Raw genomic sequence first — 20,950 nt, 5'->3', positions numbered from 1 at the left:
TCCAGGTGATCCCCCGACACCGCCACTCCACGCCCGCGCCTCCCTATGCTCCCCGGATGTCCAGTCTCCGCCACATCCGCTTCCAGTCCCCGACACCGGGCCCCCGGGGCAACCACCCCGGGGTCTTCGGCCTGACCAACCTGCTGGCCCGAGAGGGCAGGCTGGCCCCCGGGGAGTGGGCGATCTGGCGCTCCTCGAACGACTGGTACGACGCCCACTTCCCCGACCCGGCCACGGCCGACCCGACGGTCTACGACCCGGAGCTGAACCCGGGCGCGGCCGCCTGGTTCCGCCCGACGGCCGCCGAGGCACTGGCCCGGGTCGCCCCGTACCTGCGCATCCTGCGTGACCACGGGGTGCCCTGCGTCCGCCTGGAGTCGGCGGACCCGGGCAGGGTCGTCTACACGGACGCGTACCAGATCGTCGTCGTGCCGGCTCAGGGCAGGACGTAGATCCGTGCCCCGTCGGCGTCGGGCCCGCCGACCTGCCGCATGCACCCGCGCTCGATGAGGAGACGTACGCAGTCCCGGACGCGGTCGCCGGAGAGACCGGTGCGCCGGGTGACCTCCTGGGCCCGGTAGCGGACGCCGCCGCGGACCAGGGCGGGAGCGAGGCAGCTCGCGACCGTGCGCACGTCCCCGGTGATGGCCCAGGACTCGACGAGCTGCTGCGGGGTGAGCGCGACGGCGGCGCCGGCACGCTGGCGGGGCACGGAGAGCCGTTCAAGGGAGTCGGCGACCCTTGAGAGGCTCCGCCGGGTCTCGCGGAGCAGCTCCGCGTACTCGGTGTGCTCGGCGTACGCGACGGCCTGCTCGTCGAACTGCCCGTCGAGCCGTACGAGGACGTCGACGAGCTCCGGCGGCAGCACGAACCCGCCGTGTACGAGGGAGGGTTCGAGCCCGTACCCCCCGTACCGCTGGACCGCCGCTATGACCTCGGCCGTCCACGCCCGGAACGGCCCGGCCTCCGGCCTCCGGCAGGCCCCGACGAGCTGCACGAGCCCCTGCAGGCTCACCATCCGCGTCGACGCCCTGATCCCGCACCGGCCGGAGAAGTCCTCGTCCCCGGCGAGCTCCCGCGCGGACGCCAGGCACGTCCCGGGCAGCGTCACCGTCCGCAACGCCTCCCGGGTCCCCGCGTACCCCAGCCGCTTCGCCACGTCCACGACGGGGAACCAGTGGGTCCCGTCGTACGCGGTCAGCCTTCGCAGGGGCGCGCCGGTGGCGGCGTACACCAAGTCATCGATGTCGATCGCATCCATCGATCATCACCTCCGCCTCGCAAGCTAGGACGAAGGCATATTCAACTGACATGCAAATCAGACAGGTTCACCCAAAAGGGGAGAGATTCCCGGGTATACCCCCCAAAATCCCTCCCCCACGCCTACGAAGGCGCCCTGCCGCCTAGCGGGCGACGAACTGCGTGAGGATCGCCTGCACCTCGTAGATGTCGACACCCTTGGTGAAGGTCTTCTGGACCGGCAGCTGGCTGCCCGAGATCCAGATCTTCAGCTCGGCGTCCAGATCGAAGGTGCCGGCGGTCTCGACCGCGAAGTGCGTGATGCTCTTGTACGGGATCGAGTGGTACTCGACCTTCTTGCCGGTGATCCCCTGCTTGTCGACCAGCACGAGCCGCCGGTCGGTGAAGAAGATGGTGTCGCGGATCAGCAGGTACGCGGCGTGCACCTGCTCCCCCTGCCCGAGCAGCCGCGCGTAGTCCTGCTGCGCCTGCGCCGGATCAATCGCGTGCGCGTTCCCGAAGAGCGCCATGCCCCAACCCCCACATCGAAGAGAAAAGAACGATCATCCGACCCTAACCCTCCGCCCCCTCAACGCCGAAGGCCCCGGACTCTCGTCCGGGGCCTTCGACCAACTGTGCACTCGGCAGGATTCGAACCTGCAACCTTCTGATCCGTAGTCAGATGCTCTATCCGTTAAGCTACGAGTGCTTGTTCTTTTGTTTTGTCTCCGCTCCCCGGTCTTTCGACCCGCTCGCGGCGACAGACAGAACATTACATGACTGCCGCCGCCATGTGAAATCCATTGGCCTCACCCCTTGTGACCTGCGAAAACGCCGCACAGGCCGGGTGGCACGGGCGGGCGGGGCGGGACGTCGGCGGGGCGGAAACGGCCGAAGCCCCGGCCTGTGGGGCCGGGGCTTCGGTAGGGGCGGAGGCGGAGGGATTTGAACCCTCGATGGGCTTTAAGACCCAAACCGCATTAGCAGTGCGGCGCCATAGACCGGACTAGGCGACGCCTCCATGCACCCCGCGCATACGCGAGTGGTGCGTGCAGATGATGACACAGGCGAACCGGCTGTCACCAATCGATTCTCACCGTACTAGCCCTCCGGGGTCGAGGGCAAAGCCCAGCGGCCCCGACGTGGCGCCCGGCGAAGCCGTCACAGCCGCCGGGCCCACCGTCAGCCGCCTCCGCACCGCGCCCGCCGACGCCGCCGGACCCACCGGCAGCCGCCTCCGCGCCGCGCCCGCCGCCCGCCCGCCGCCCGCCCGGCGCACCCCGCTTGCGCAACGCCCCGGCGCCCGGAGCGTTAGACGGGGCGGGGCACGTCGTGCGCCCGCGTCCGTCGTACACCGCCGCTCCCCGCTCCCCCGCTCCTGGAGATCCGCATGCTGCGTCGCCTCGTCCTCGCCTCCCTCGCCACCGCCGCCGCCGGCACCGCGGGACTCGGCCCGCTCCCGCCGCTGCCCCTGCTCTCGCCGCCCGAGAAGCTGACCGTGACCATCTCCGAGAGCGGCTACCCGGATGCCGACGGCACCTTCGAGCTGAGGTGCGACGACAGGGCCGCCGGAAGCCACCCGGCGCGGGAGAACGCCTGCGGGCGCCTCGATCAGCTCGCGAAGGAGGGCGCGAACCCCTTCGAGCCCGTGCCCGCGGACCAGTTCTGCGCGCAGGTGTACGGCGGTCCCGCCCTCGCCCACATCACCGGCACCTGGCAGGGCCGCACGGTCGACGCCCGTTTCTCCCGCGCCAACGGCTGTGAGATCAACCGCTGGGAGAATCTGGAGCCGGTCCTTCCTCTTGTCCGGGGATGAGACGGGATGGGACGGGATGAGATCGGGGTCGCCCCCCGGAGGCTCCCTTAGACTCCCTTCCGTGACAGGGTGCGGCCCGAGGGGCAAGATGGGGCCGGCCGGCCGATAGGGCATGCACGTTGCAGTGCGTCAGGGAGGAACGTCGTCGTGAGCAGCAGGCCATCCCGGGGCGCTGCTCGCCTCGCAGCCATACTCGACGCCCTCCCCGACGGCCTCGTGCTCGTCAACTGCAACGGCACGGTCGTCAACGCCAACACCATCGCCCTCGGCATGTTCGAGACCCCGGGCACCGCACTCGTCGGACGCGGCCTGCTCGATCTCCTGCCCGGCTTCGACTCCCGCCTCATCCCCGGCTCCATGCGCCGCCCCGAGGGCACCGACGAGCGCGGCCGCACCAAGCCGACCCGGATGATCGCCCGCCGCACCGACGGCAGCGAGTTCGCCGTCGAGGTGACCAGCGCCAGCCTGGAGGACGGCCGCGAGGCCTACGACTCGTACGGCGGCTACACCGGCGACGAGCTGCTCATGCTGGTCGTCCGGGACCTCACCGGCACCCTCGACACCGAGGCCGAACTCGCCCGCTCGCAGCGGCAGACCGAGATGATCCTGCGCGCCGCGGCCGAGGGCGTCGTCGGCACGGACACCGACGGCCGCGTCGTCCTCGTCAACCCGGCCGCCGCCCAGATCCTCGGCTACCGCGCCGGCGAACTCGGCGGCCAGGAACTGCATCCGCTGATCCTCGCCAAGCGCCCCGACGGCGAGCCCTTCCCGTACGAGGAATCGCCGCTCGCCGACACCCTCAAGTCCGGCCGCAAGCACCGCGTCCGCGGGCAGGTCCTCTGGGCGAAGAAGGGCGACCGCGTGCCCGTCGACCTGACGACCGCCCCGGTCCGCGACGGCGACCAGCTCGTCGGCGCCGTCATGACCTTCACCGACCGCAGGCCGTACGAGCAGCTCGTCGAGGAACACGCCGCCGAGCTCAAGGAACTCGTCGAGCAGAACGCCGCCGAACTCGCCGACCGCGCCGAGCGGAACGCCGCCGACCGCGAGACGCAGCAGGAGCGCTACGCCTCCCTCGCCGCCCGGCACGAGCAGCTCACGGCCGTCCTCGCCGAGTCCCTCCGCGGCCCCCTCCAGGAGCTGCGCACCCAGCTGGGCGCCCTCGCCGCCGACGACGCCGGACAGCTCTGGCCCGAGGCCAACCAGGTCCTGCACCACCTCGCCGCCGGGTACGCCCGCATGACGGCGCTCGTCGACAACGTCCTGGGCTACCAGCGCCTGGACGCGGGCACGGAGGCGCTGGACAAGCGCGTCGCGCTCCTCGACGGGGTCGTGACGGCGGGCATCGACGGAGCGGTCGACCTGATCGGTCCCGGCCGCGCCCAGTTCGCCGTGCACGCGCCGCCCATCGAGGCCGAGGTCGACGCGACCCGGCTCGCGACCGCGCTCGCGCACCTCGTGGCGGACGTCGCCGGCGTCGACGCGACCGGCAAGAACCGCGCCACCGCCCAGGGCTCCGGGCCTGCCGACTCCACGATCGTCGTCGCGGCCGCACAGCGCGGTGACGTCGTACGGATCGAGGTCCGCGGCCCGTACGCGGGTGGCGACCCGGTCCACGGGCCGGTCGTACGCGGCATCGTGGCGGCGCACGGCGGTGTCGTGCAGACCCACGAGGTGCCGGGGACGACCGGCGGCGCGTACGTCCTCGAAGTCCCCGTCGGTACGGGGCGGGGCACGGTCCCCGCGACGGAGACGGGCCATGCGGGGTCAGCGGACGGATCGGGCGGATCGGGCGGCACGCCCGGACTCGGACCGGTCGGCGGACCGGTCGGCGGGCAGGTCGGCGGTGGTCGGGAGGCGCTCGCGCTGCCCGCGCAGGCTTCCGCGCCCGTCTCGGCTCCCGCCGGTTCCACCGGTTCCGCCGGCCCTTCCGGTTCCTCCGCTCCTCTCGCGCTCTCCGCCGGCTCCCCGGAGACCTCCGGCGGCGGGGGACGGCGACGCGCCCGACGGAGCTCCACGGACGCCTTCCTGGAGAGCTCGGTCGTCCCCGAGGGCGGTGCCGAGCCCAGTGGGCGTCGCCGCGCCCGTACGGGAGGCGCCGCCGGCGGACCCGCCGAACTGATCCCGGCCCAGCAGAACTCGGGCGTGGAACAGGCCGTTCCCGCCCTCGGTTCGGCCCCGGGCGCCCCTGGCGCCTCCGTCGTCGAGCCGACCGGCCGCCGCCGCGGCCGGCCCGCCGAGGGGTCCGTCGTGACCGCCGCCGAGGGCGCGCAAGGACGGGCCGCGCTCGGCGCCGCCGTGCCGCCGCAGGGTGTCGCCGTCGAGCCCTCGGGGGTCTCGTCGGCTCCCGCGCTCGCTCGCGCCCTGCCGGCCGTGGCCTCCGCCGAGGTCGCGCCCGAGCCTCAGCCGAGCGGGCGCCGTCGGCGTGCGCTCGCCGCCGCGCAGGAGCGGGCGGCGGCGGCCGATGCCGGGCCCCGGACGCCGTTCGCGCTCCCGCCCGCCGATGCCGACCGTCCCTCCGAGCCGGGTCCGGCGCCGTTCGCGGGACCGGGTGCCCCCTCTCCCGTCACCGGGCCGCTGCCGGTCTCCGACGAGGGACAGCACGAGGCCGTACGGGGTGTCCCCGGCGCCGATCACACGCCGCCGCAGCCCCATCCGCACGCACAGCCGCCGGCCGAACCGACCGGGCGCCGCCGGGCCGTGACGCCCCCGCCGCCCGAGCCGGAGTCGCTGCCGGCCCTGCCGTCGCTGCCGCAGGCCCAGGACCCGGCTCAGTCCGCGGCTCACGCCGTTTCCACCGCGCAGGCCGAACCCCGGGACACCACCGGTTCCGGATCCGGGGCCGGGTCGTCCAGCACCTCGTCGACCGGTGCCGGCACCGGTTCCGTACCGCTGCCGCCCGAGCTGCCCATGCCGAAGGACTCGACCCAGGGGCGGGCGTTCAGCGTGCGCACCCTCGGGCAGGGCGTCCCCTTCGTCCCGCCGCCCGCCCCGGCCGCCCCGGCCGCCCCGGCGACCCCCGCCGTCTCTCCCGTCCCGGCGACCCCCGCGGCCCCCGGCGCGCCCTCCCACGGCGCCGGTGGCTCAGGTGCCTCAGGCGGCTCCAACGGCTCCGGGCGGCGGCGCAGGCTCGCCACCCCGCCGGAGGCCGACCCGCCGGTCCTGGCCGCACTCCCCGTACCGGCCCTCGGCGAGGCCAGGCCGCACCCGCAGGCGGACACCCCGTCGCAGGCGCCGTCCCGCGCGCCCGAGGGCCGCGCGTACGCCATAGGAGCGCCCGCCGAGGGCTCCGACGAGGGTCCCGAGCCGCTCGACGGCCCCGGTGGCGCCGTGGAGGTCGCCAACCGGCCCGCGCCGCGCCCCGTCGACGACGAACTCCCCCCGGAGCCCCTCGACAACCCGCGCCGGCTGCTCGTCTGGCCCGCCCCCGACGTCTCCACCCAGCAGGCGCTGAGCGACCGGGGCTACCGGCCGGTGATCGTGCACTCCCGCGAGGAGGTCGACGCCCAGATCGCCGCCTTCCCGGCCGCACTGTTCGTCGACCCGCTGACCGGGCCCATCACCCGTACCGCGCTCCAGTCGCTGCGCCAGGCGGCCGTCGCCGCCGAGGTGCCCGTACTCCTCGCGGCCGGGCTCGGACAGGCGACCCGGGAAGCCGCGTACGGCGCCGATCCGGCCGTCCTCCTCAAGGCGCTCGCCCCGCGCGACAGCGAGCAGCACCCGTCCCGCGTCCTCCTGATCGAGGAGAACGAGGACATCGCGGAGGCGCTCGCGGCCACCCTGGAGCGGCGCGGGATGCAGGTCGCGCGGGCGGCCACGGACACCGAGGCGGTCACGCTCGCCACCCAGACGCAGCCGAACCTGGTGGTGATGGACCTGATGCAGGTGCGCCGCCGCCGGGCCGGGATCATCGACTGGCTGCGGGCGAACGGGCACCTCAACCGCACCCCGCTCGTCGTCTACACCTCGGGCGACCTCGCCGAGGAGGAGCTGCCGAAGCTGTCCTCCGGCGAGACGGTCCTCTTCCTCGCCGAGCGCTCGAACAGCGCCGAGGTCCAGGCCCGGATCGTCGACCTGCTCGCGAAGATCGGCACCAACTAGCCGGGCGCGGACACGAGTACGGCGAAACGAGTACGGCGAAACGAGTACGGGGAGGGCTTCGTCGCCGAAGCCCTCCCCGTCGCCGTATCCGTATCCGTACCCCGGTACGGATACGTGACTACAGCTGCGTCACGTCCAGCTCGCCCTCCGCGTACTGCCTGCGGATGACCTTCTTGTCGAACTTGCCGACGCTCGTCTTCGGCACCGCCGGCACGATCGCCCAGCGCTCCGGGAGCTGCCACTTGGCGATGCCGCCCTCGTCGGCGAGGAAGGCCTTCAGCGTCTCGTAGTCCGCCGTGGCACCGTCCTTGAGGACGACGGTCGCCAGCGGGCGCTCGCCCCACTTCTCGTCCGGCACGGCGACGACGGCGGCCTCGGCGACCTCCGGGTGCGCCATGATCGCGTTCTCCAGCTCGACGCTGGAGATCCACTCGCCGCCGGACTTGATGACGTCCTTGGCGCGGTCGGTGAGGGTGAGGAAGCCGTCGGGGCTGATCACGCCGACGTCACCGGTCTTGAGCCAGCCGTCCTCGCTGAACTTGTCCGCCGGGCGGATGACCTCTCCGTCGATGCCGCCGAAGTACGAGCCCGCGATCCAGGTGCCGCGCACCTCCAGCTCGCCGGCGGACTCGCCGTCCCAGGGCAGGTGTTCGCCGGCCGGGCCGACCAGGCGGGCCTCGACGCCGGCCGGGAAACGGCCCTGCGTGACGCGGTACGGCCACTCCTCCTCGGCGGTGAGGCCGTGCGGCGGGTGGGCCATCGTGCCCAGCGGGGAGGTCTCGGTCATGCCCCAGGCGTGACAGAGACGGACACCGAGCCGGTCGTACGCCTCCATGAGCGCGGGCGGACAGGCCGCGCCGCCGATGGTGACCTGGGACATCGAGGAGAGGTCACGGGGGTTGGCGGTGACCTCGGCGAGGAGGCCCTGCCAGATGGTGGGAACGGCGGCCGCGTGGGTCGGCTTCTCGCGCTCGATCATGTCGGCGAGCGGGGCCGGCTGGAGGAAACGGTCCGGCATGAGCATGTTGATGCCGGTCATGAAGGTGGCGTGCGGCAGGCCCCAGGCGTTGACGTGGAACTGCGGGACGACGACCAGGGTCGTGTCCCTGTCGGTGAGGCCCATCGACTCGGCCATGTTCACCTGCATCGAGTGCAGGTAGATCGAACGGTGCGAGTAGACGACGCCCTTGGGGTCGCCGGTGGTGCCGGAGGTGTAGCACATGGCGGCGGCCGAACGCTCGTCCAGCTCGGGCCAGTCGTACGTGGTCGGACGGCCCGCGATCAGCTCCTCGTAGTCGTGCACGCGGGGAGCCACGCCGTCCAGGACGGAGCGGTCGCCGGGGCCCGCGACCACGATGTGCTCGATCGTCGGCAGGTGCGGCAGCAGCGGGGCGAGGAGGGGGAGCAGGGAGCCGTTCACGAGGACGACCCGGTCGGCGGCGTGGTTGACGATCCACACCAGCTGCTCGGGGGGAAGACGGAGGTTGAGGGTGTGCAGGACCGCACCCATGGAGGGAATCGCGAAGTACGCCTCGACGTGCTCCGAGTTGTTCCACATGAGGGTCGCGACCCGCTGATCGCCGGTGACCCCGAGTTCGTCGCGCAGGGCGTTGGCCAGCTGGTGCGCGCGTGCTCCGGCCTCCGCGAACGTGCGGCGCTGCGGCTCGGGCTCGCCCGTCCAGGTGGTGATGATCGACTTCCCGTGAATCGTCATTCCGTGCTTGAGAATGCGGCTCACGGTCAGCTGTACGTCCTGCATGGTGCTGTACACGGGGCGTCCTCCCGGTGGGCGCTACGTGGCAGAAAGGATGGGGCGATTCTGCGCACGTACCGCGCGGTATGTCACTACCCGAGAGTACGGAAAATGCCAGTGATCACTGGCACGAGTGGAACGCCGTACCGATTTTGACGCTTTTCTCCTGCTTCCTGTCGGCTTCCTGCGGACCCACGTACCCACGTACCCACGTGCCTACGTCCTGCGGGCCTGCGGGCTTCCTACCGGACGGGGGTCAGTTCCGGGTCTTCGCGGAGCTTGCCGAGCGCCCTCGACACCGCGCTCTTCACGGTGCCGACGGACACTCCCAGGACCTCGGCGGTCTGGGCCTCGCTGAGGTCCTCGTAGTACCGGAGAACCACCATCTGGCGCTGACGCTCGGGCAGCTTCAGCACCGCGCGCCACATCGCGTCGTGCAGCACCTGCCGCTCGGCCGGGTCCGGCTCCGGGACACCGGAGGGCTCCGGCAGCTCGTCGCAGGCGAACTCGTCGACCTTGCGCTTGCGCCACTGCGACGTACGGGTGTTGAGCAGCGCGCGGCGGACGTAGCCGTCCAGGGCGCGGTGGTCCTCGATGCGCTCCCAGGCGACGAACGTCTTGGCCAGCGCGGTCTGCAGCAGGTCCTCGGCGTCGCAGGGGTTGGCGGTCAGGGAGCGCGCGGTGCGCAGGAGCACGGGCCCACGCGCCCGTACGTACGACGAGAAGGTCGAGTACGACGCGTACTGCGAGGCACCGGCGCAGACGGGGCCAGAAGGTGGCGGAGTCATGACTCCACGCTATGAGGGGAGGGGTGCCCGGCGGATCGGCCCCAGGTCCCGACCCGCTGTCCGCCTCAGGTTGTAGGGGTGGGGACGGCCCGACCTCCTCTGGGTGGAGAGCCCTCGGGGCGGCCTCAGGGTCGGGGGACGGAGGACGCCGCGTCCCCGGCCCGGTCGGGAGTCCCGCCAGCGGCGGGAACGCCGGCCAAGGCGGGAACGCCCGCCAAGGCGGGAATCCTGGCTGGGGCGGTAACCCCGGCCGCGCGCGCGGCCAGGGGGATGACACGGGCTACGGGCGCGTCCATCGCGTTCCGGTCGATGGTGAGGCGGCGGCCGCCGTACGCCTCGGTGACATTGCCCGCGTACTGGTGGATCCGGGCGTGCGGCGTCCAGGCCTCCGGCTGCAGCACCGATTCGGTGTACAGCGCGGGCCGCCCCAGCCAGCGCGCGAACCACATCACGGCCGGCAGGTCCTGCGTCCCCGCCCGCCGCTCCGCCTCGATGTCCTGGACCCCCGTGTCCGCGCTGCTGTAGTACCCGGGCACGTAGCCGAGGCGACTCACCTCCCGGTTCCAGGCGCGGACGAAGGAGAGGGTGGTCGCGGCGCAGCCCGCGTCACCCTGCTCGTACGCCTCGATGTCGAGGTAGAGCGGGCTGCTCACGTCCAGACCCAGAGCCTGCGCGGCCCGCACCGCCTCACCCCCCTCGCGGGTGCCCTGGCTCACGGGGTTGCTGCCGATGGCGAACGGCCGCTTGGCGGCGGCGTGCACACACGGCGCCTGCGACCCGACGAACAGCGGCAGCAGCCCCCAGCCCATCGCATCGACGGAGGCGACCCAGGCGGGGCTCAGCTCCTGCTGGGTGGGGCAGCCGCGCCCCCGTCCGCCGAAGTAGATCCCGACGGCCCCGTACGGCGAACTGCTCCAGGCCTTCATCACCGCGAGGGACGGAGCCTCACAGGTGTCGAAGGCCTGCCCGACGTAATGCACGAGGGCAGGGGCAGCGGCGGAGCTGTCGAGGGCGGGGCCGTCAGGGGCGGGGTCGATGGGAGCGGCAGCGCGGGCGAGGGGACCAGCGGCGGGGGCAGGGGCGGGAGCCGCCGGAGCGTGTCCGGGAGGGACGACCGGTGCGGGGGCGCCGGCCAGGGCCGCCCCGGCCAGCGTCGCCACGACGGCCCCGACCATGATCCGCAGCCGCGCCCGCCGCCAGGTGCGGGTACGGGCCCGGGCCCGCCCCCCGGGAGGAGGCGCGGACGGCGGGCGGGTCGCGGGCGGAGTCGCCGGCGGGGTCGGGGTCGGCCTCGGGGTCGGGGTCGGCCTCGGGGTCGGTGAGGCTGCGGGTGCGGGCGCGGATGCGAGCGCGGGTGTGGGTGCGGATGCGAGCGCGGGTGTGGGTGCGGATGCGGGCGCAGGCGCGGGAGTGGGCGCGGGCGCAGGCTCGGATGCGGACGCGGACGCGGGCGTGGACGCGGGCGTGGGCTCCGGGCGTGGTGCGTGTGTGCTCATGGCGCGAGTGAAGAACCGCCCGCCCCGCGCGGCCACCGCTGAGGCCGTCGCCTCAGCCGTCCGTGCCCAGGATCAACCCGGACGTGGGAACCCCCGTCCCCGCCGTGACCAAGGTCCGCTCCGCCCCGGGTATCTGGTTCACGGAGGTCCCGCGCAGCTGTCGTACCCCCTCCGCTATGCCGTTCATGCCGTGCAGATAGGCCTCGCCGAGCTGTCCCCCGTGGGTGTTCAGCGGGAGTGCGTCCGCCGCGACGAAGTCGGCCGCCTCCCCCGGACCGCAGAAGCCGAACTCCTCCAACTGCATGAGCACGAACGGGGTGAAGTGGTCGTAGAGGATGCCCACGTCGATCTCGCTCGGTGCGAGGCCGGAGGTCCGCCAGAGCTGCCGGGCCACCACCCCCATCTCCGGAAGTCCCGTCAGCTCGTCCCGGTAGAAGCTGGTCATCGCCTCCTGCTTCCGGCCGGCGCCCTGCGCCGCCGCCAGGATCACGGCCGGCGGACGCCGCAGGTCGCGGGCGCGCTCGACGGAGGTGACGACGATCGCCTGGCCGCCGTCGGTCTCCTGGCAGCAGTCGAGGAGCCGGAGCGGTTCGACGATCCAGCGCGAGGCGGCGTGGTCGGCGAGGGTGATCGGCTTCCCGTGGAAGTACGCGGCGGGGTTGCGGGCGGCGTGGCGCCGGTCGGTGACGGCGACATGGCCGAAGGCGTCGGGGGTCAGCCCGTAGGTGTGCAGATACCGCTGGGCGATCATCGCGACCCAGGAGGCCGGGGTGAGCAGCCCGAAGGGCAGCTGCCAGCCGAGCGCCACTCCCTCGGCGGAGGGCTCGCGCTGCTGGACTCCGGAGCCGAAGCGCCGCCCCGAGCGCTCGTTGAACGCCCGGTAGCAGACGACGACCTCCGCGACCCCGGTGGCGACGGCGAGCGCGGCCTGCTGCACGGTGGCGCAGGCTGCCCCGCCGCCGTAGTGCACGCGGGAGAAGAAGGACAGCTCGCCGATGCCGGACGCCTGGGCGACGGTGATCTCGGGGTTGGTGTCCATGGTGAAGGTGACCATGCCGTCGACGTCGGCGGGGGCGAGCCCGGCGTCGTCGAGGGCCGCGCGCACCGCCTCGACGGCGAGCGACAGCTCGCTGCGGCCCGAGTCCTTGGAGAACTCCGTGGCCCCGATGCCCACCACGGCCGCCCGGCCGCCGAGGCCGTCCCGGGTGCGGAGGCTCATCGCGGCACCTCCACGGTGACCGACCCCGTGACGTGGTGCCCGAGCCCGTTCGCACCGACGACCCGGACGTGGGCGGTGTCCCCGTCGACCTCGGTGACGGTGCCGGTCAGCACCATGGTGTCGCCGGGGTGGTTGGGGGCGCCGAGCCGGATGGCGACCCTGCGGAGGACGGCGCGGGGACCGAAGTGGTCGGTGATGTACCGGCCGACGAGACCGTTGGTCGTGAGGATGTTCATGAAGATGTCCGGGGAGCCCTTCTCCCTGGCCAGTTCGGCGTCGTGGTGCACGTCCTGGTAGTCGCGGGAGGCGACGGCCCCGGCGACGATCAGGGTGCGGGTGATCGGGATCGTCAGCGGCGGCAGCTCGTCCCCGGGCTTGACGAAGGTCTCCGTGCCGGGCTTCATGACAGGTCTCCTTCAGCGAGAAGGTCGCCGAGTTCGGCGAGGAGTTCGGTACCGCAGCCGAGATGGGCGTCGAGCTGTCTGCCCCACAGGAAGTGCCGGTGCACGGGGTGGTCGAGGTCCGCGCCCATGCCGCCGTGCAGATGCTGACCGGCGTGCACGACCCGCTTCCCCGCCTCGGAGGCCCACCAGGCGGCGGTCAGGGCCGCCCCGCGGGTGTCCAGGTCCTCGTCGTGGCGCCAGGCGGCCTCGTAGGCGGTGACCCGGATGGTCTCGGTGTCCATATGGGCGTCGGCGGCCCGCAGTTGCACGGCCTGGTGGGTGGAGAGCGGGCGGCCGAACTGCTCCCGTACGGAGGTGTACTCCACGGCCCTGGCGAGCGACCCGGCGCAGACCCCGGCCTGCAACCCGGCGAAGCCGACCCGGGCGGCGGCGAGCACGTCGGCGTAGGCGGCGCTCTCCCCGAGCCGCTCCCCGGCGGCCCCGTCGAGGACGAGCCGGCCGGCGGACCAGGGTGCGGTGAGCTCGACGGGATCGACGCGGGCCGCGTCCTCGGTGCGGACCAGCCAGAGGGCGCGGTCCTCGTCGGGGACGAGGACATGGGTGGCGTCCCTGAGCCACGGCACCCAGTCCACGGCCCCGCTGAGCCGCCCCTCCCGCGAGATGATCGCGCCGGAGGCCGGGAAGGCCCCCGTCACCACCGTCGTACCGTCGCGGAGGCCGGGCAGCAGCCGGGCGCGCTGCTCGTCCGTACCGTGCCGGGCGACGGCGAGGATCCCGTACACACAGGTCGCGGCGAACGGCACCTGGGCCGTCACACGTCCCTGCTCCTCCAGGAGGAGGACCAGGCCGAGCAGGCCGGTCTCCTCGACGGAGCCGGGCAGCCCGGCGGCGCAGAGGGCCTTCCAGAGCTCGGCGTCGCTGCCGGTGCCGGCCGCCCTGAGCCGCTCGTGGGTGGCGAGGTCGGCGAAGATCCGGGCGGCCAGCTCGCGGGCCGCCTCCTGCTCCTCGGTGGGGGTGAAGTCCATGTCAGTCCTCCCCTCCCGCGCGGAAGACGGGAAGCTCCAGCTCCTCGTCGACGCGCAGGAACTCCAGCCGCACCGGCATCCCGATCCGCACCTTGTCGTACGGCACCCCCACCACGTTGCTGATCATCCGTACGCCCTCGGCGAGTTCGACGAGACCGACCGCGTACGGCGGGTCGAAGGCCGGGAAGGACGGGTGGTGCATCACCACGTACGAGTAGACCGTCCCGGCGCCGCTCGCCTCGACCGTGTCCCACTCCGGCGAGCCGCAGTCGGCGCACCCCGGCAGCCAGGGGAGACGGAGGGCGGCGCAGCCGCCGCAGCGCTGGATGAGCAGCCGGTGCGCGGCCACGCCCTCCCAGAACCCGGCGTTGTCCCGGTTGACCACGGGCCGGGGCCGCCGGGCCTTCGGCTGCCTTCCCTCCGGTTGCTTTCCCTCGGCCTGCCTTCCCTCCGGCTGCCTTCCCTCGGCCTGCTTTCCCTCCAGCTGGCTTCCCTCCGGCTGCCTTCCCTCGGCCTGCCTTCCCTCCGACTGGCTTCCCTCCGGCTGCTTCGCCTCGGTCCCGGCGGGAGGCTCCGGCCTCCGCGGTCGCGCGGCGGGCGCGTACTTGAGGATGCGGAAGCGGTGGGTGCCGGCCAGCTGACCGCCGGCGCGGACGTCGGTCCGGGTGGTGACGAAGTGCCCCGACCCGAGCTTGGTGGTCTTGAGGGCCGACACGGACTCGATGACGGTGTCGAAGGTGATCTCGTCGCCGGGCCGCAGCGGTCGCAGGTACTCCTGCTCGCAGTCGGTCGCGACCACCGACGTGTATCCGGCCCCGTCGAGGAGGGCGAACAGCTCCTCGTGGGCGGAGGAGCGGTCCGTGTGCCCCGAGAGACCGCCCATCGTCCAGGCCTGGAGCATCGTGGGCGGAGCGACGGCGTCGGGCCCCCGGTAGGCGGGATGGCCGTCCCCCATGGCCTCGCACCAGTGCCGGATCATGGGCAGGTTGACCGGATCCTTGCCGGCGCCGGCCGTCGCGGCGGACCGCCCCGCGAACCCCGTGAGCCGCTCGTACAGCCCGTCCGGCGACGGGTCCGGCCCGTCCTGGCTTCGTGTGCGGGTCATCGTCGGCCCCTCCCCTTCATGCCGAGCCGCATCCTCGCGACGATCTCGCGCTGCACCTCGCTCACCCCTCCCCCGAAGGTGTTGATCTGCGCGGCCCGGTTCATGCGCTCCAGCTCACCGCCGTCGAACTCCCCCGGCGATCCCGCTCGCACCGTCCCCGACCCACCCGCGATCTCCTGACATATTCGATACACCTCCACCGCCGATTCGGTTCCCACGAACTTCACGCCGCTCGCGTCCCCGGGGGCCAGCCGGCCGGCCCCCACATCTCCCACCAAACGCCAGTTCAGCAGGCGTGTCGCGGCCAGTCGGGCATGGGCTTCGGCAGCTCGGATCCGAACCCACGGCTCGTCAATGCGACGCCTACCCGTCACCGGATCGGGGGTACGGGCCCGGTCGAGCACGGCGGCGAAGAAGTCCTCGGCCTGCATGCCGATCGCGGCGAGCGCGACCCGCTCGTGGTTGAGCTGGTTGGTGATGAGCCCCCAGCCCCCGTGCTCGGGCCCGACGAGGTTCCCGGCGGGGACCCGTATCCCGTCGTAGTACGTGGCCGTGGTCGTCAGCCCGCCCACGGTCGCGATCGGGGTCCAGGAGAAGCCGGGGGAGTCGGTGGGGACGAGGACGATCGAGATGCCCTTGTGCGGGGGCGCGTCGGGATCGGTGCGGCAGGCGAGCCAGATCCAGTCGGCGTTCTGGGCGTTGGAGGTGAAGATCTTCTGGCCGTCGATCAGCCAGGACTCGCCGTCGCGGACCGCGCGCGTCCGGAGGGAGGCGAGGTCCGTGCCGGCCTCGGGCTCGCTGTACCCGATGGCGAAGACGGTCTCGCCGCGCAGGATCCGGGGCAGGAAGAAGGCCTTCTGTTCCTCGGTCCCGTAGGTCATGAGGGTGGGGCCGACGGTGTTGAGCGTGACCATCGACACGGGGGCGCCCGCGCGGTACGCCTCGTCGAAGAAGACGAACTGCTCGTCGGGACCGCGGCCCCGACCGCCGTACTCCTCGGGCCAGCCGAGACCGAGGAGCCCGTCGGCGCCGATCCGGCGGAGCAGCCGGCGCTGGGCGGCGATGTCGGTGGCGGGGGGCGGACCTTCGGGCATCAGGTCCCGGAAGTACGCGCGGAGTTCGGCGCGCAGCCGTAGCTGCCGCTCGGTCGGGGCGAGGTGCACGGCGACGGCCTCCCGTGGGACGACTGAGGTCTCTGACTGTCCGTCAGATTCAGGACCTCTGTCAAGGTCGACGACCGACCGCGCGGGCCCGTGGACACACGCAGACGGCCCGCACGCCGGTACCGAAGTACCGCCGCACAGGCCGTCGTTCACACCGCGGTCACGCCCCCCGTCGGGCCGGCTGCCGTGCCGAGCCGGTCACCACCACGGGTGGAAGTTGACCACCGCGTTGTTCTGGGCGATGTGAGTGAAGGCGGAGCCGTTCACGCTGGCCGTGTTGTTCTGATTGGAGGCACCGGAACCGGTCGCCACCTGCTGCGTCGTGGTCGAGTTGCCGAAGTTGTCCCCACCCACGCCGCTGCCGATGATCGTGGCGACGCTCGTGTTCGATCCGTCGTCCGCGAACCCACCGTTGTCGGCCTGGGCCACCCCGGTGAAGAGCGCGGCGGCGAGGGGCAGGGCGGCGGCGGCGGCGAGGATGCGGGCGGTACGGATGCTTGCCATGTCTGTTCCTCCGGGAACTGAAATCTGGTGCTGTGCACGGAACTGCTCTGAAGTGCTCTGAAGTACGGCCAGGTCCAAGGCAGTTGGCCGACCGCCCCGGTCGTTTGTGCTCGACGTCGCGAATCCAGAGTTGCCCACCGAATCCCCGGCGAACCATCCCGGAGCGCCCGATTCCCCCGCAAGCGTGAGGACAAGCAGATAAACCCGGCGGTCTCGATCAAAGGCCCAGCTCAACCAGGGGAAAGGCATTCAGGACACCGGCAGCCCGTGCACCACAAGGGAGGAAGCGTTCCGGCAGATTTTCCGCCAATCTCCCCTCCGGAAGATCACGACGGCGCGTCCCCTGCACACAGAAACCGAACGGACGGACGGACGGAGAAAGTTCGACCTAAGGAACACTCGACCCAAGGAACGCTCGGCCTACCGAACGCTCGACCGAGGAACGCTCGACCTGAGGAACGCTCGGTCTGAGGAACGCTCGGCCTAAGGAACGTCCCGCTCCCCCACGGCCGCCTCGAAGGCCGCATAGGCCGGGGCGTCGAAGAGGACGAAGCGGACTTCCTCCACGTCGGTGGGGGCGGCTCGCACCGTCCGCACGGCGATCCTGGCGCCGTCGTCGATCGGCCAGCCGTAGATCCCGGTGGAGATGGCGGGGAACGCCACCGTACGGTCACCCAACTCGTCCGCGATCCGCAGGGATTCGCGGTAGCAGGAGGCCAGCAGCTCCGAACGGTCCTCGTCGCGCGACCAGACCGGTCCGACCGTGTGGATCACGTGCCGGGCCGGCAACCGCCCCGCCGTGGTCGCCACGGCCTGCCCGGTGGCCAGCCCCTTGCCGTAGTGCGAGCGGCGCAGGTCCTGGCAGGCGGCGAGGATCTCGGGGCCGCCCTTGCGGTGAATGGCGCCGTCGACCCCGCCGCCGCCCAGCAGCGAGGAGTTCGCGGCATTCACGATCGCGTCGGCGGCCTCGGCGGTGATGTCCCCCTGCACGAGCACGATCCGCACCACGACAACACTCCTTCGTCCGGTCCTCCACCCTCCGATGCCCCATGAAACCCGAGGAACCCACCCCGCCACATCCCGAAAAGGGCGCCCCGGATGCGAATCCGGGGCGCCCTGACGGTCGCTTCGCGCCTCGCGCTACTGCTGCGGCGGGGGCTGGGGCGGAGAGTCCGGCTGCTGACCCGTGCCTCCCAGTTGCTCCTTGAGCTTCTCCTGGGCGGTGTCGACCTGACTGCTGTACTTGCTCTGCGTCTTCCCGTCGACGTAGTCGCCGGCCTTGTCCACGCCCTTGGAGGCCTGATCCTCGTGGCCCTTCAGCATTCCCTTGAGCTTGTCGAACACAGACATCCTGGCCCTCCTAGCCACTGTTCCAGCCCCTCCAGCATCACGGCACCACCCGGGTCCCGCATCCGCAGAGGCACCCGGAAGGGCCCACATGCACGCCGGAAGGCCCCGGCCCACGGAGATCCCCCCGCCCCCACACACGACGAAGGGGCGCCCCGGCATCCGGAGCACCCCTTCCGACCAGCGCGTTCGCCGATCCACTGCGGTGGGTGTGGGATTTGAACCCACGGTGACATCGCTGCCACGACGGTTTTCAAGACCGTTCCCTTAGGCCGCTCGGGCAACCCACCCCGCGCCGGCGGTGTGTCCACGTGCGGCGCGGGGGACAGCCTAGCCGGTCAGCTGTCGCCGGTGCGTTCGCCGAGGGTGACCGTGGCCGTGGAGGTCTTGCCGTCGCGCTCGTAGGTGATCTTGACCTGGTCGCCCGGCTTGTGGGTCCAGATCTCACTGATCAGGGAGGGGCCGCTGTCGATCTGGTGGTCGCCGAAGCCCGTGATCACGTCACCGGCCTTCAGGCCCGCCTTCGCCGCCGGGCCGTTGGGGGTCACCGAGGGGGTGCCGCCCGAGCCCTGGGAGGCGATCGTCGCGCCCTCGCCCTGCTCCTGCATGTTCACCGTCGCGCCGATCACCGGGTACACCGGCTTGCCCGTCCTGATCAGCTGCTGGGCCACGTTCTTCGCCTGGTTCACGGGGATCGCGAAGCCCAGGCCGATCGAGCCCGCCTGGGACTGGCCGAAGCCGCTACCGGTGGACTGGATGGCCGAGTTGATGCCGATGACCGCGCCGCTCGCGTCGAGCAGCGGACCGCCCGAGTTGCCCGGGTTGATCGACGCGTCCGTCTGCAGCGCGCTCATGTACGAGTTGCTGCCGCCTGAACCGTCGCCCGACGCGACCGGTCGGTTCTTGGCGCTGATGATCCCCGTCGTCACCGTGTTCGACAGACCGAAGGGCGCGCCGATCGCGATCGTCGAGTCGCCGACCGCCACCTTGTCGGAGTCGCCGAGCGGCAGCGGCTTCAGCCCCTTCGGCGCGTTCGTGAGCTTCAGTACGGCCACGTCGTAGCCCTCGGCCCGGCCGACGACCTCCGCGTCGTACGACTTGCCGTCCGGGAACGTCACGGAGAGCGTGCCGCCCTCCGCCGCCGACGCCACCACGTGGTTGTTGGTGACGATGTGGCCCTCCTGGTCGTACACGAAGCCCGTGCCCGTGCCGCCCTCGCCCTGCGAACCGCCCGACTTCGCCTGGATGGTGACCACGCTCGGCAGCGCCTTCGCGGCGACCGCCGCGACCGTCCCGGGCTCGCGCTTGAAGGAGGCCGGGGCCTCGCCCGAGGAGACCGTCGTGGAGCTGACGCCCTCGTCGCCGCGTTGGGCGGCCCAGTAGCCGATGCCACCGCCGATGCCGCCGGCGACGAGCGCCGCCACCAGGACCGCCGCCACCAGGCCGCCGGCCCGCCCCCGCGGCGCCGCAGGGGCGGGGGGCGCGGGCGGGAGCGGGGCACCCCAGGCCGGCACGGTCGGCGGGGGCGGCGGCCAGCCGGCTCCTGCGGCGACCGGGGTGGGGGTGGTCGCGGTCGGTTCCGGCGCGGGGGCGGGTGCCGGGGTCGAGGCCGGGGCCGGGGTCGCTTCCGGAGCCGGGGTCTGCGCGACCGTCGGGGCGTCCGACCGGGCGTCCGACCGGGCGTCCGTCGGCGCGGGAGCCGGCGTCGACGCCGAGGAAGTCGTCGGAGGCGCCGGAGTCGTCGGAGGCGCCGGAGTCGTCGGAGTCGTCGGAGGGGTGGACGGAGTGGACGGGGCAGCCGGGTGGTCCGCCGGTACCGCCGTGCCCTCGTTCTCGGTGCTCACAGCTCGCTCTCCTCGTTGACTGCGCGGGGTGGGGTGGTGGTACCTACTGGTCGCCTACGGGGTCCAGGGTTCTGCACCAGCTTTTCCCACAGGACGTCAGGCCGCTGTAAGGCGGAGCTGTGCGTTCACCCCCCTACCTTTATATACGGACAGAACGGACACCCTTCCGGTGTGCCCGCTCCGCCCTGCCAATGGCACCATGACGCCGTGACTCACGCACGGCAGCACCCGAACCGCGTCCCCCTCCAGGTCGTCGCCCACCGTGGAGCCTCCGAGGACGCACCGGAACACACTCTGGCCGCCTATGTGAAGGCCATCGAGGACGGCGCCGACGCCCTGGAGTGCGACGTCAGGCTCACCGCCGACGGCCATCTCGTCTGCGTCCACGACCGCCGCGTCGACCGCACCTCGAACGGCCGCGGCGCCGTCTCCGCCCTGGAACTCGCCGATCTCACCGCCCTCGACTTCGGCACCTGGAAGGGCCGCGACGACTCCGGTGAGAGCCCCGACTGGGGCGACCCCGGGTACACCTCCGTCCTCACCCTGGAGCGGCTCTTGGAGCTGGTCTCCGACGCCGGGCGCAGGGTCGAGCTGGCCATCGAGACCAAGCACCCCACCCGCTGGGCGGGCCAGGTCGAGGAGCGGCTGCTCCAGCTCCTCAAGCGTTTCGGCCTGGACGCGCCCGCGTCCGCCGCCGAATCCCCCGTACGCGTCATGAGCTTCTCGGCCCGCTCCCTGCAGCGGATCGCCGCCGCGTCGCCGACCCTCCCCACCGTCTCCCTCGCCCAGTTCGTCTCGCCCCGGCTGCGCGACGGACGGCTCCCCGCGGGCGCGCGCATCGCCGGGCCGTCGATCCGGATCGTCCGCCACCACCCGGCCGTGATCCTGCGGCTCCAGAAGGCCGGGCACCAGGTCCATGTCTGGACCGTGGACGAGGCCGAGGACGTCGAGCTCTGCGAGCGCCTCGGCGTGGACGCGATCATCACCAACCGCCCCAAGCAGGTGCTCGCCCAGCTGCGCCGCGACTGAGCGCTTCCGGCGACGCGTTTCTCGCGTTTCCCCCTTTCTCGCCTCCCCAGCCTCCCCTCCAGCACCCTCTTTCCCTTGCGCCACAAGGCTTCACAGGGCTTACAGGGTGTGCACCGG

The 20,950-nt window shown here is 72.5% G+C and carries 18 protein-coding genes and 3 tRNA genes; 4 read left to right on the top strand and 17 right to left on the bottom strand.

Features of this window, described 5'->3' with window-relative positions; genetic code table 11:
* The first annotated feature begins 56 nt into the window (after window positions 1-56).
* Window positions 57-452 (top strand): hypothetical protein, encoded by a 396-nt coding sequence (locus E0F75_RS09570; RefSeq protein WP_187622046.1) that lies wholly within the window; start codon window positions 57-59, stop codon window positions 450-452.
* Here E0F75_RS09570 and E0F75_RS09565 read toward each other — a convergent pair.
* The 4 genes from E0F75_RS09565 to E0F75_RS09550 all read right to left on the bottom strand — a co-directional run bounded on the left by E0F75_RS09565 (window position 437) and on the right by E0F75_RS09550 (window position 2,260).
* Entirely contained in the window at window positions 437-1,261 is an 825-nt protein-coding gene (locus E0F75_RS09565) for a BRO family protein (protein ID WP_187622045.1), read from the bottom strand. The genes E0F75_RS09570 and E0F75_RS09565 overlap by 16 nt on opposite strands.
* Before the next feature lie 142 nt (window positions 1,262-1,403).
* Complete coding sequence (locus E0F75_RS09560) at window positions 1,404-1,769, bottom strand: PH domain-containing protein (protein WP_030318096.1); 366 nt, start codon at window positions 1,767-1,769, stop codon at window positions 1,404-1,406.
* A gap of 106 nt (window positions 1,770-1,875) precedes the next feature.
* Window positions 1,876-1,948 (bottom strand) — tRNA-Arg (locus E0F75_RS09555).
* A gap of 221 nt (window positions 1,949-2,169) precedes the next feature.
* Window positions 2,170-2,260 (bottom strand) — tRNA-Ser (locus E0F75_RS09550).
* A 369-nt stretch (window positions 2,261-2,629) separates the two neighbouring features.
* On the opposite strand from E0F75_RS09550, the gene E0F75_RS09545 reads away from it, so the two are divergent.
* The gene (locus tag E0F75_RS09545) at window positions 2,630-3,055 is read left to right on the top strand and encodes an SSI family serine proteinase inhibitor (protein ID WP_187622044.1); all 426 of its coding nucleotides are present in this window, start codon (window positions 2,630-2,632) and stop codon (window positions 3,053-3,055) included.
* Window positions 3,056-3,202: 147 nt separating this feature from the next.
* Window positions 3,203-7,156 carry a PAS domain-containing protein gene (locus E0F75_RS09540; RefSeq protein WP_187622043.1) on the top strand — a complete coding sequence of 1,318 codons (3,954 nt, stop codon included), beginning with the start codon at window positions 3,203-3,205 and terminating at the stop codon, window positions 7,154-7,156.
* 118 nt (window positions 7,157-7,274) lie between these two features.
* Here E0F75_RS09540 and E0F75_RS09535 read toward each other — a convergent pair whose 3' ends face one another.
* The 13 genes from E0F75_RS09535 to E0F75_RS09475 form a co-directional block, all read right to left on the bottom strand.
* Window positions 7,275-8,927, bottom strand: a complete 1,653-nt coding sequence (locus tag E0F75_RS09535; RefSeq protein ID WP_187622042.1) for a long-chain fatty acid--CoA ligase — start codon at window positions 8,925-8,927, stop codon at window positions 7,275-7,277.
* A gap of 224 nt (window positions 8,928-9,151) precedes the next feature.
* Window positions 9,152-9,697 carry a SigE family RNA polymerase sigma factor gene (locus E0F75_RS09530; protein ID WP_073908966.1) on the bottom strand — a complete coding sequence of 182 codons (546 nt, stop codon included), beginning with the start codon at window positions 9,695-9,697 and terminating at the stop codon, window positions 9,152-9,154.
* Window positions 9,698-9,822: 125 nt separating this feature from the next.
* Window positions 9,823-10,872, bottom strand: a complete 1,050-nt coding sequence (locus E0F75_RS09525; protein ID WP_229312601.1) for a DUF1906 domain-containing protein — start codon at window positions 10,870-10,872, stop codon at window positions 9,823-9,825.
* Window positions 10,873-11,245: 373 nt separating this feature from the next.
* Window positions 11,246-12,412, bottom strand: a complete 1,167-nt coding sequence (locus tag E0F75_RS09520; protein ID WP_187622040.1) for a lipid-transfer protein — start codon at window positions 12,410-12,412, stop codon at window positions 11,246-11,248.
* Window positions 12,409-12,816, bottom strand: a complete 408-nt coding sequence (locus E0F75_RS09515; protein ID WP_229312600.1) for a MaoC family dehydratase — start codon at window positions 12,814-12,816, stop codon at window positions 12,409-12,411. Before E0F75_RS09515 ends, E0F75_RS09520 begins: the two co-directional genes overlap by 4 nt.
* Window positions 12,813-13,841 (bottom strand): acyl-CoA dehydrogenase family protein, encoded by a 1,029-nt coding sequence (locus E0F75_RS09510; RefSeq protein ID WP_187622039.1) that lies wholly within the window; start codon window positions 13,839-13,841, stop codon window positions 12,813-12,815. The genes E0F75_RS09515 and E0F75_RS09510 overlap by 4 nt, the downstream gene beginning before the upstream one ends.
* A 1-nt stretch (window position 13,842) precedes the next feature.
* Entirely contained in the window at window positions 13,843-14,946 is a 1,104-nt protein-coding gene (locus E0F75_RS09505) for an OB-fold domain-containing protein (RefSeq protein ID WP_187622038.1), read from the bottom strand.
* Window positions 14,943-16,109, bottom strand: coding sequence for an acyl-CoA dehydrogenase family protein (locus tag E0F75_RS09500; protein ID WP_187622037.1), 1,167 nt, complete (start codon window positions 16,107-16,109; stop codon window positions 14,943-14,945). The genes E0F75_RS09505 and E0F75_RS09500 overlap by 4 nt, the downstream gene beginning before the upstream one ends.
* Window positions 16,110-16,307: 198 nt before the next feature.
* Entirely contained in the window at window positions 16,308-16,613 is a 306-nt protein-coding gene (locus tag E0F75_RS09495; RefSeq protein WP_150161174.1) for a hypothetical protein, read from the bottom strand.
* A gap of 483 nt (window positions 16,614-17,096) precedes the next feature.
* Window positions 17,097-17,621: an O-acetyl-ADP-ribose deacetylase gene (locus E0F75_RS09490; RefSeq protein ID WP_187622036.1), complete on the bottom strand. Its 525-nt coding sequence runs from the start codon at window positions 17,619-17,621 to the stop codon at window positions 17,097-17,099.
* A gap of 132 nt (window positions 17,622-17,753) precedes the next feature.
* Window positions 17,754-17,963 (bottom strand): antitoxin, encoded by a 210-nt coding sequence (locus tag E0F75_RS09485; protein WP_187622035.1) that lies wholly within the window; start codon window positions 17,961-17,963, stop codon window positions 17,754-17,756.
* A gap of 200 nt (window positions 17,964-18,163) precedes the next feature.
* A tRNA-Ser gene (locus E0F75_RS09480) sits at window positions 18,164-18,250 on the bottom strand.
* Between the two features lie 48 nt (window positions 18,251-18,298).
* Window positions 18,299-19,804 (bottom strand): S1C family serine protease, encoded by a 1,506-nt coding sequence (locus E0F75_RS09475; RefSeq protein WP_187622034.1) that lies wholly within the window; start codon window positions 19,802-19,804, stop codon window positions 18,299-18,301.
* Between the two features lie 207 nt (window positions 19,805-20,011).
* Between E0F75_RS09475 and E0F75_RS09470 the strand changes: the two genes are divergently transcribed.
* Window positions 20,012-20,833: a glycerophosphodiester phosphodiesterase gene (locus E0F75_RS09470; protein ID WP_187622033.1), complete on the top strand. Its 822-nt coding sequence runs from the start codon at window positions 20,012-20,014 to the stop codon at window positions 20,831-20,833.
* Window positions 20,834-20,950: the final 117 nt, after the last annotated feature.

Origin of the sequence: Streptomyces sp. CB02980 (assembly GCF_014451325.2) — a bacterium.
Lineage (GTDB): Bacteria > Actinomycetota > Actinomycetes > Streptomycetales > Streptomycetaceae > Streptomyces.
The sequence above is the reverse complement of the archived record's forward strand: the minus strand, read 5'-3'. Positions and strand labels throughout refer to the sequence as shown.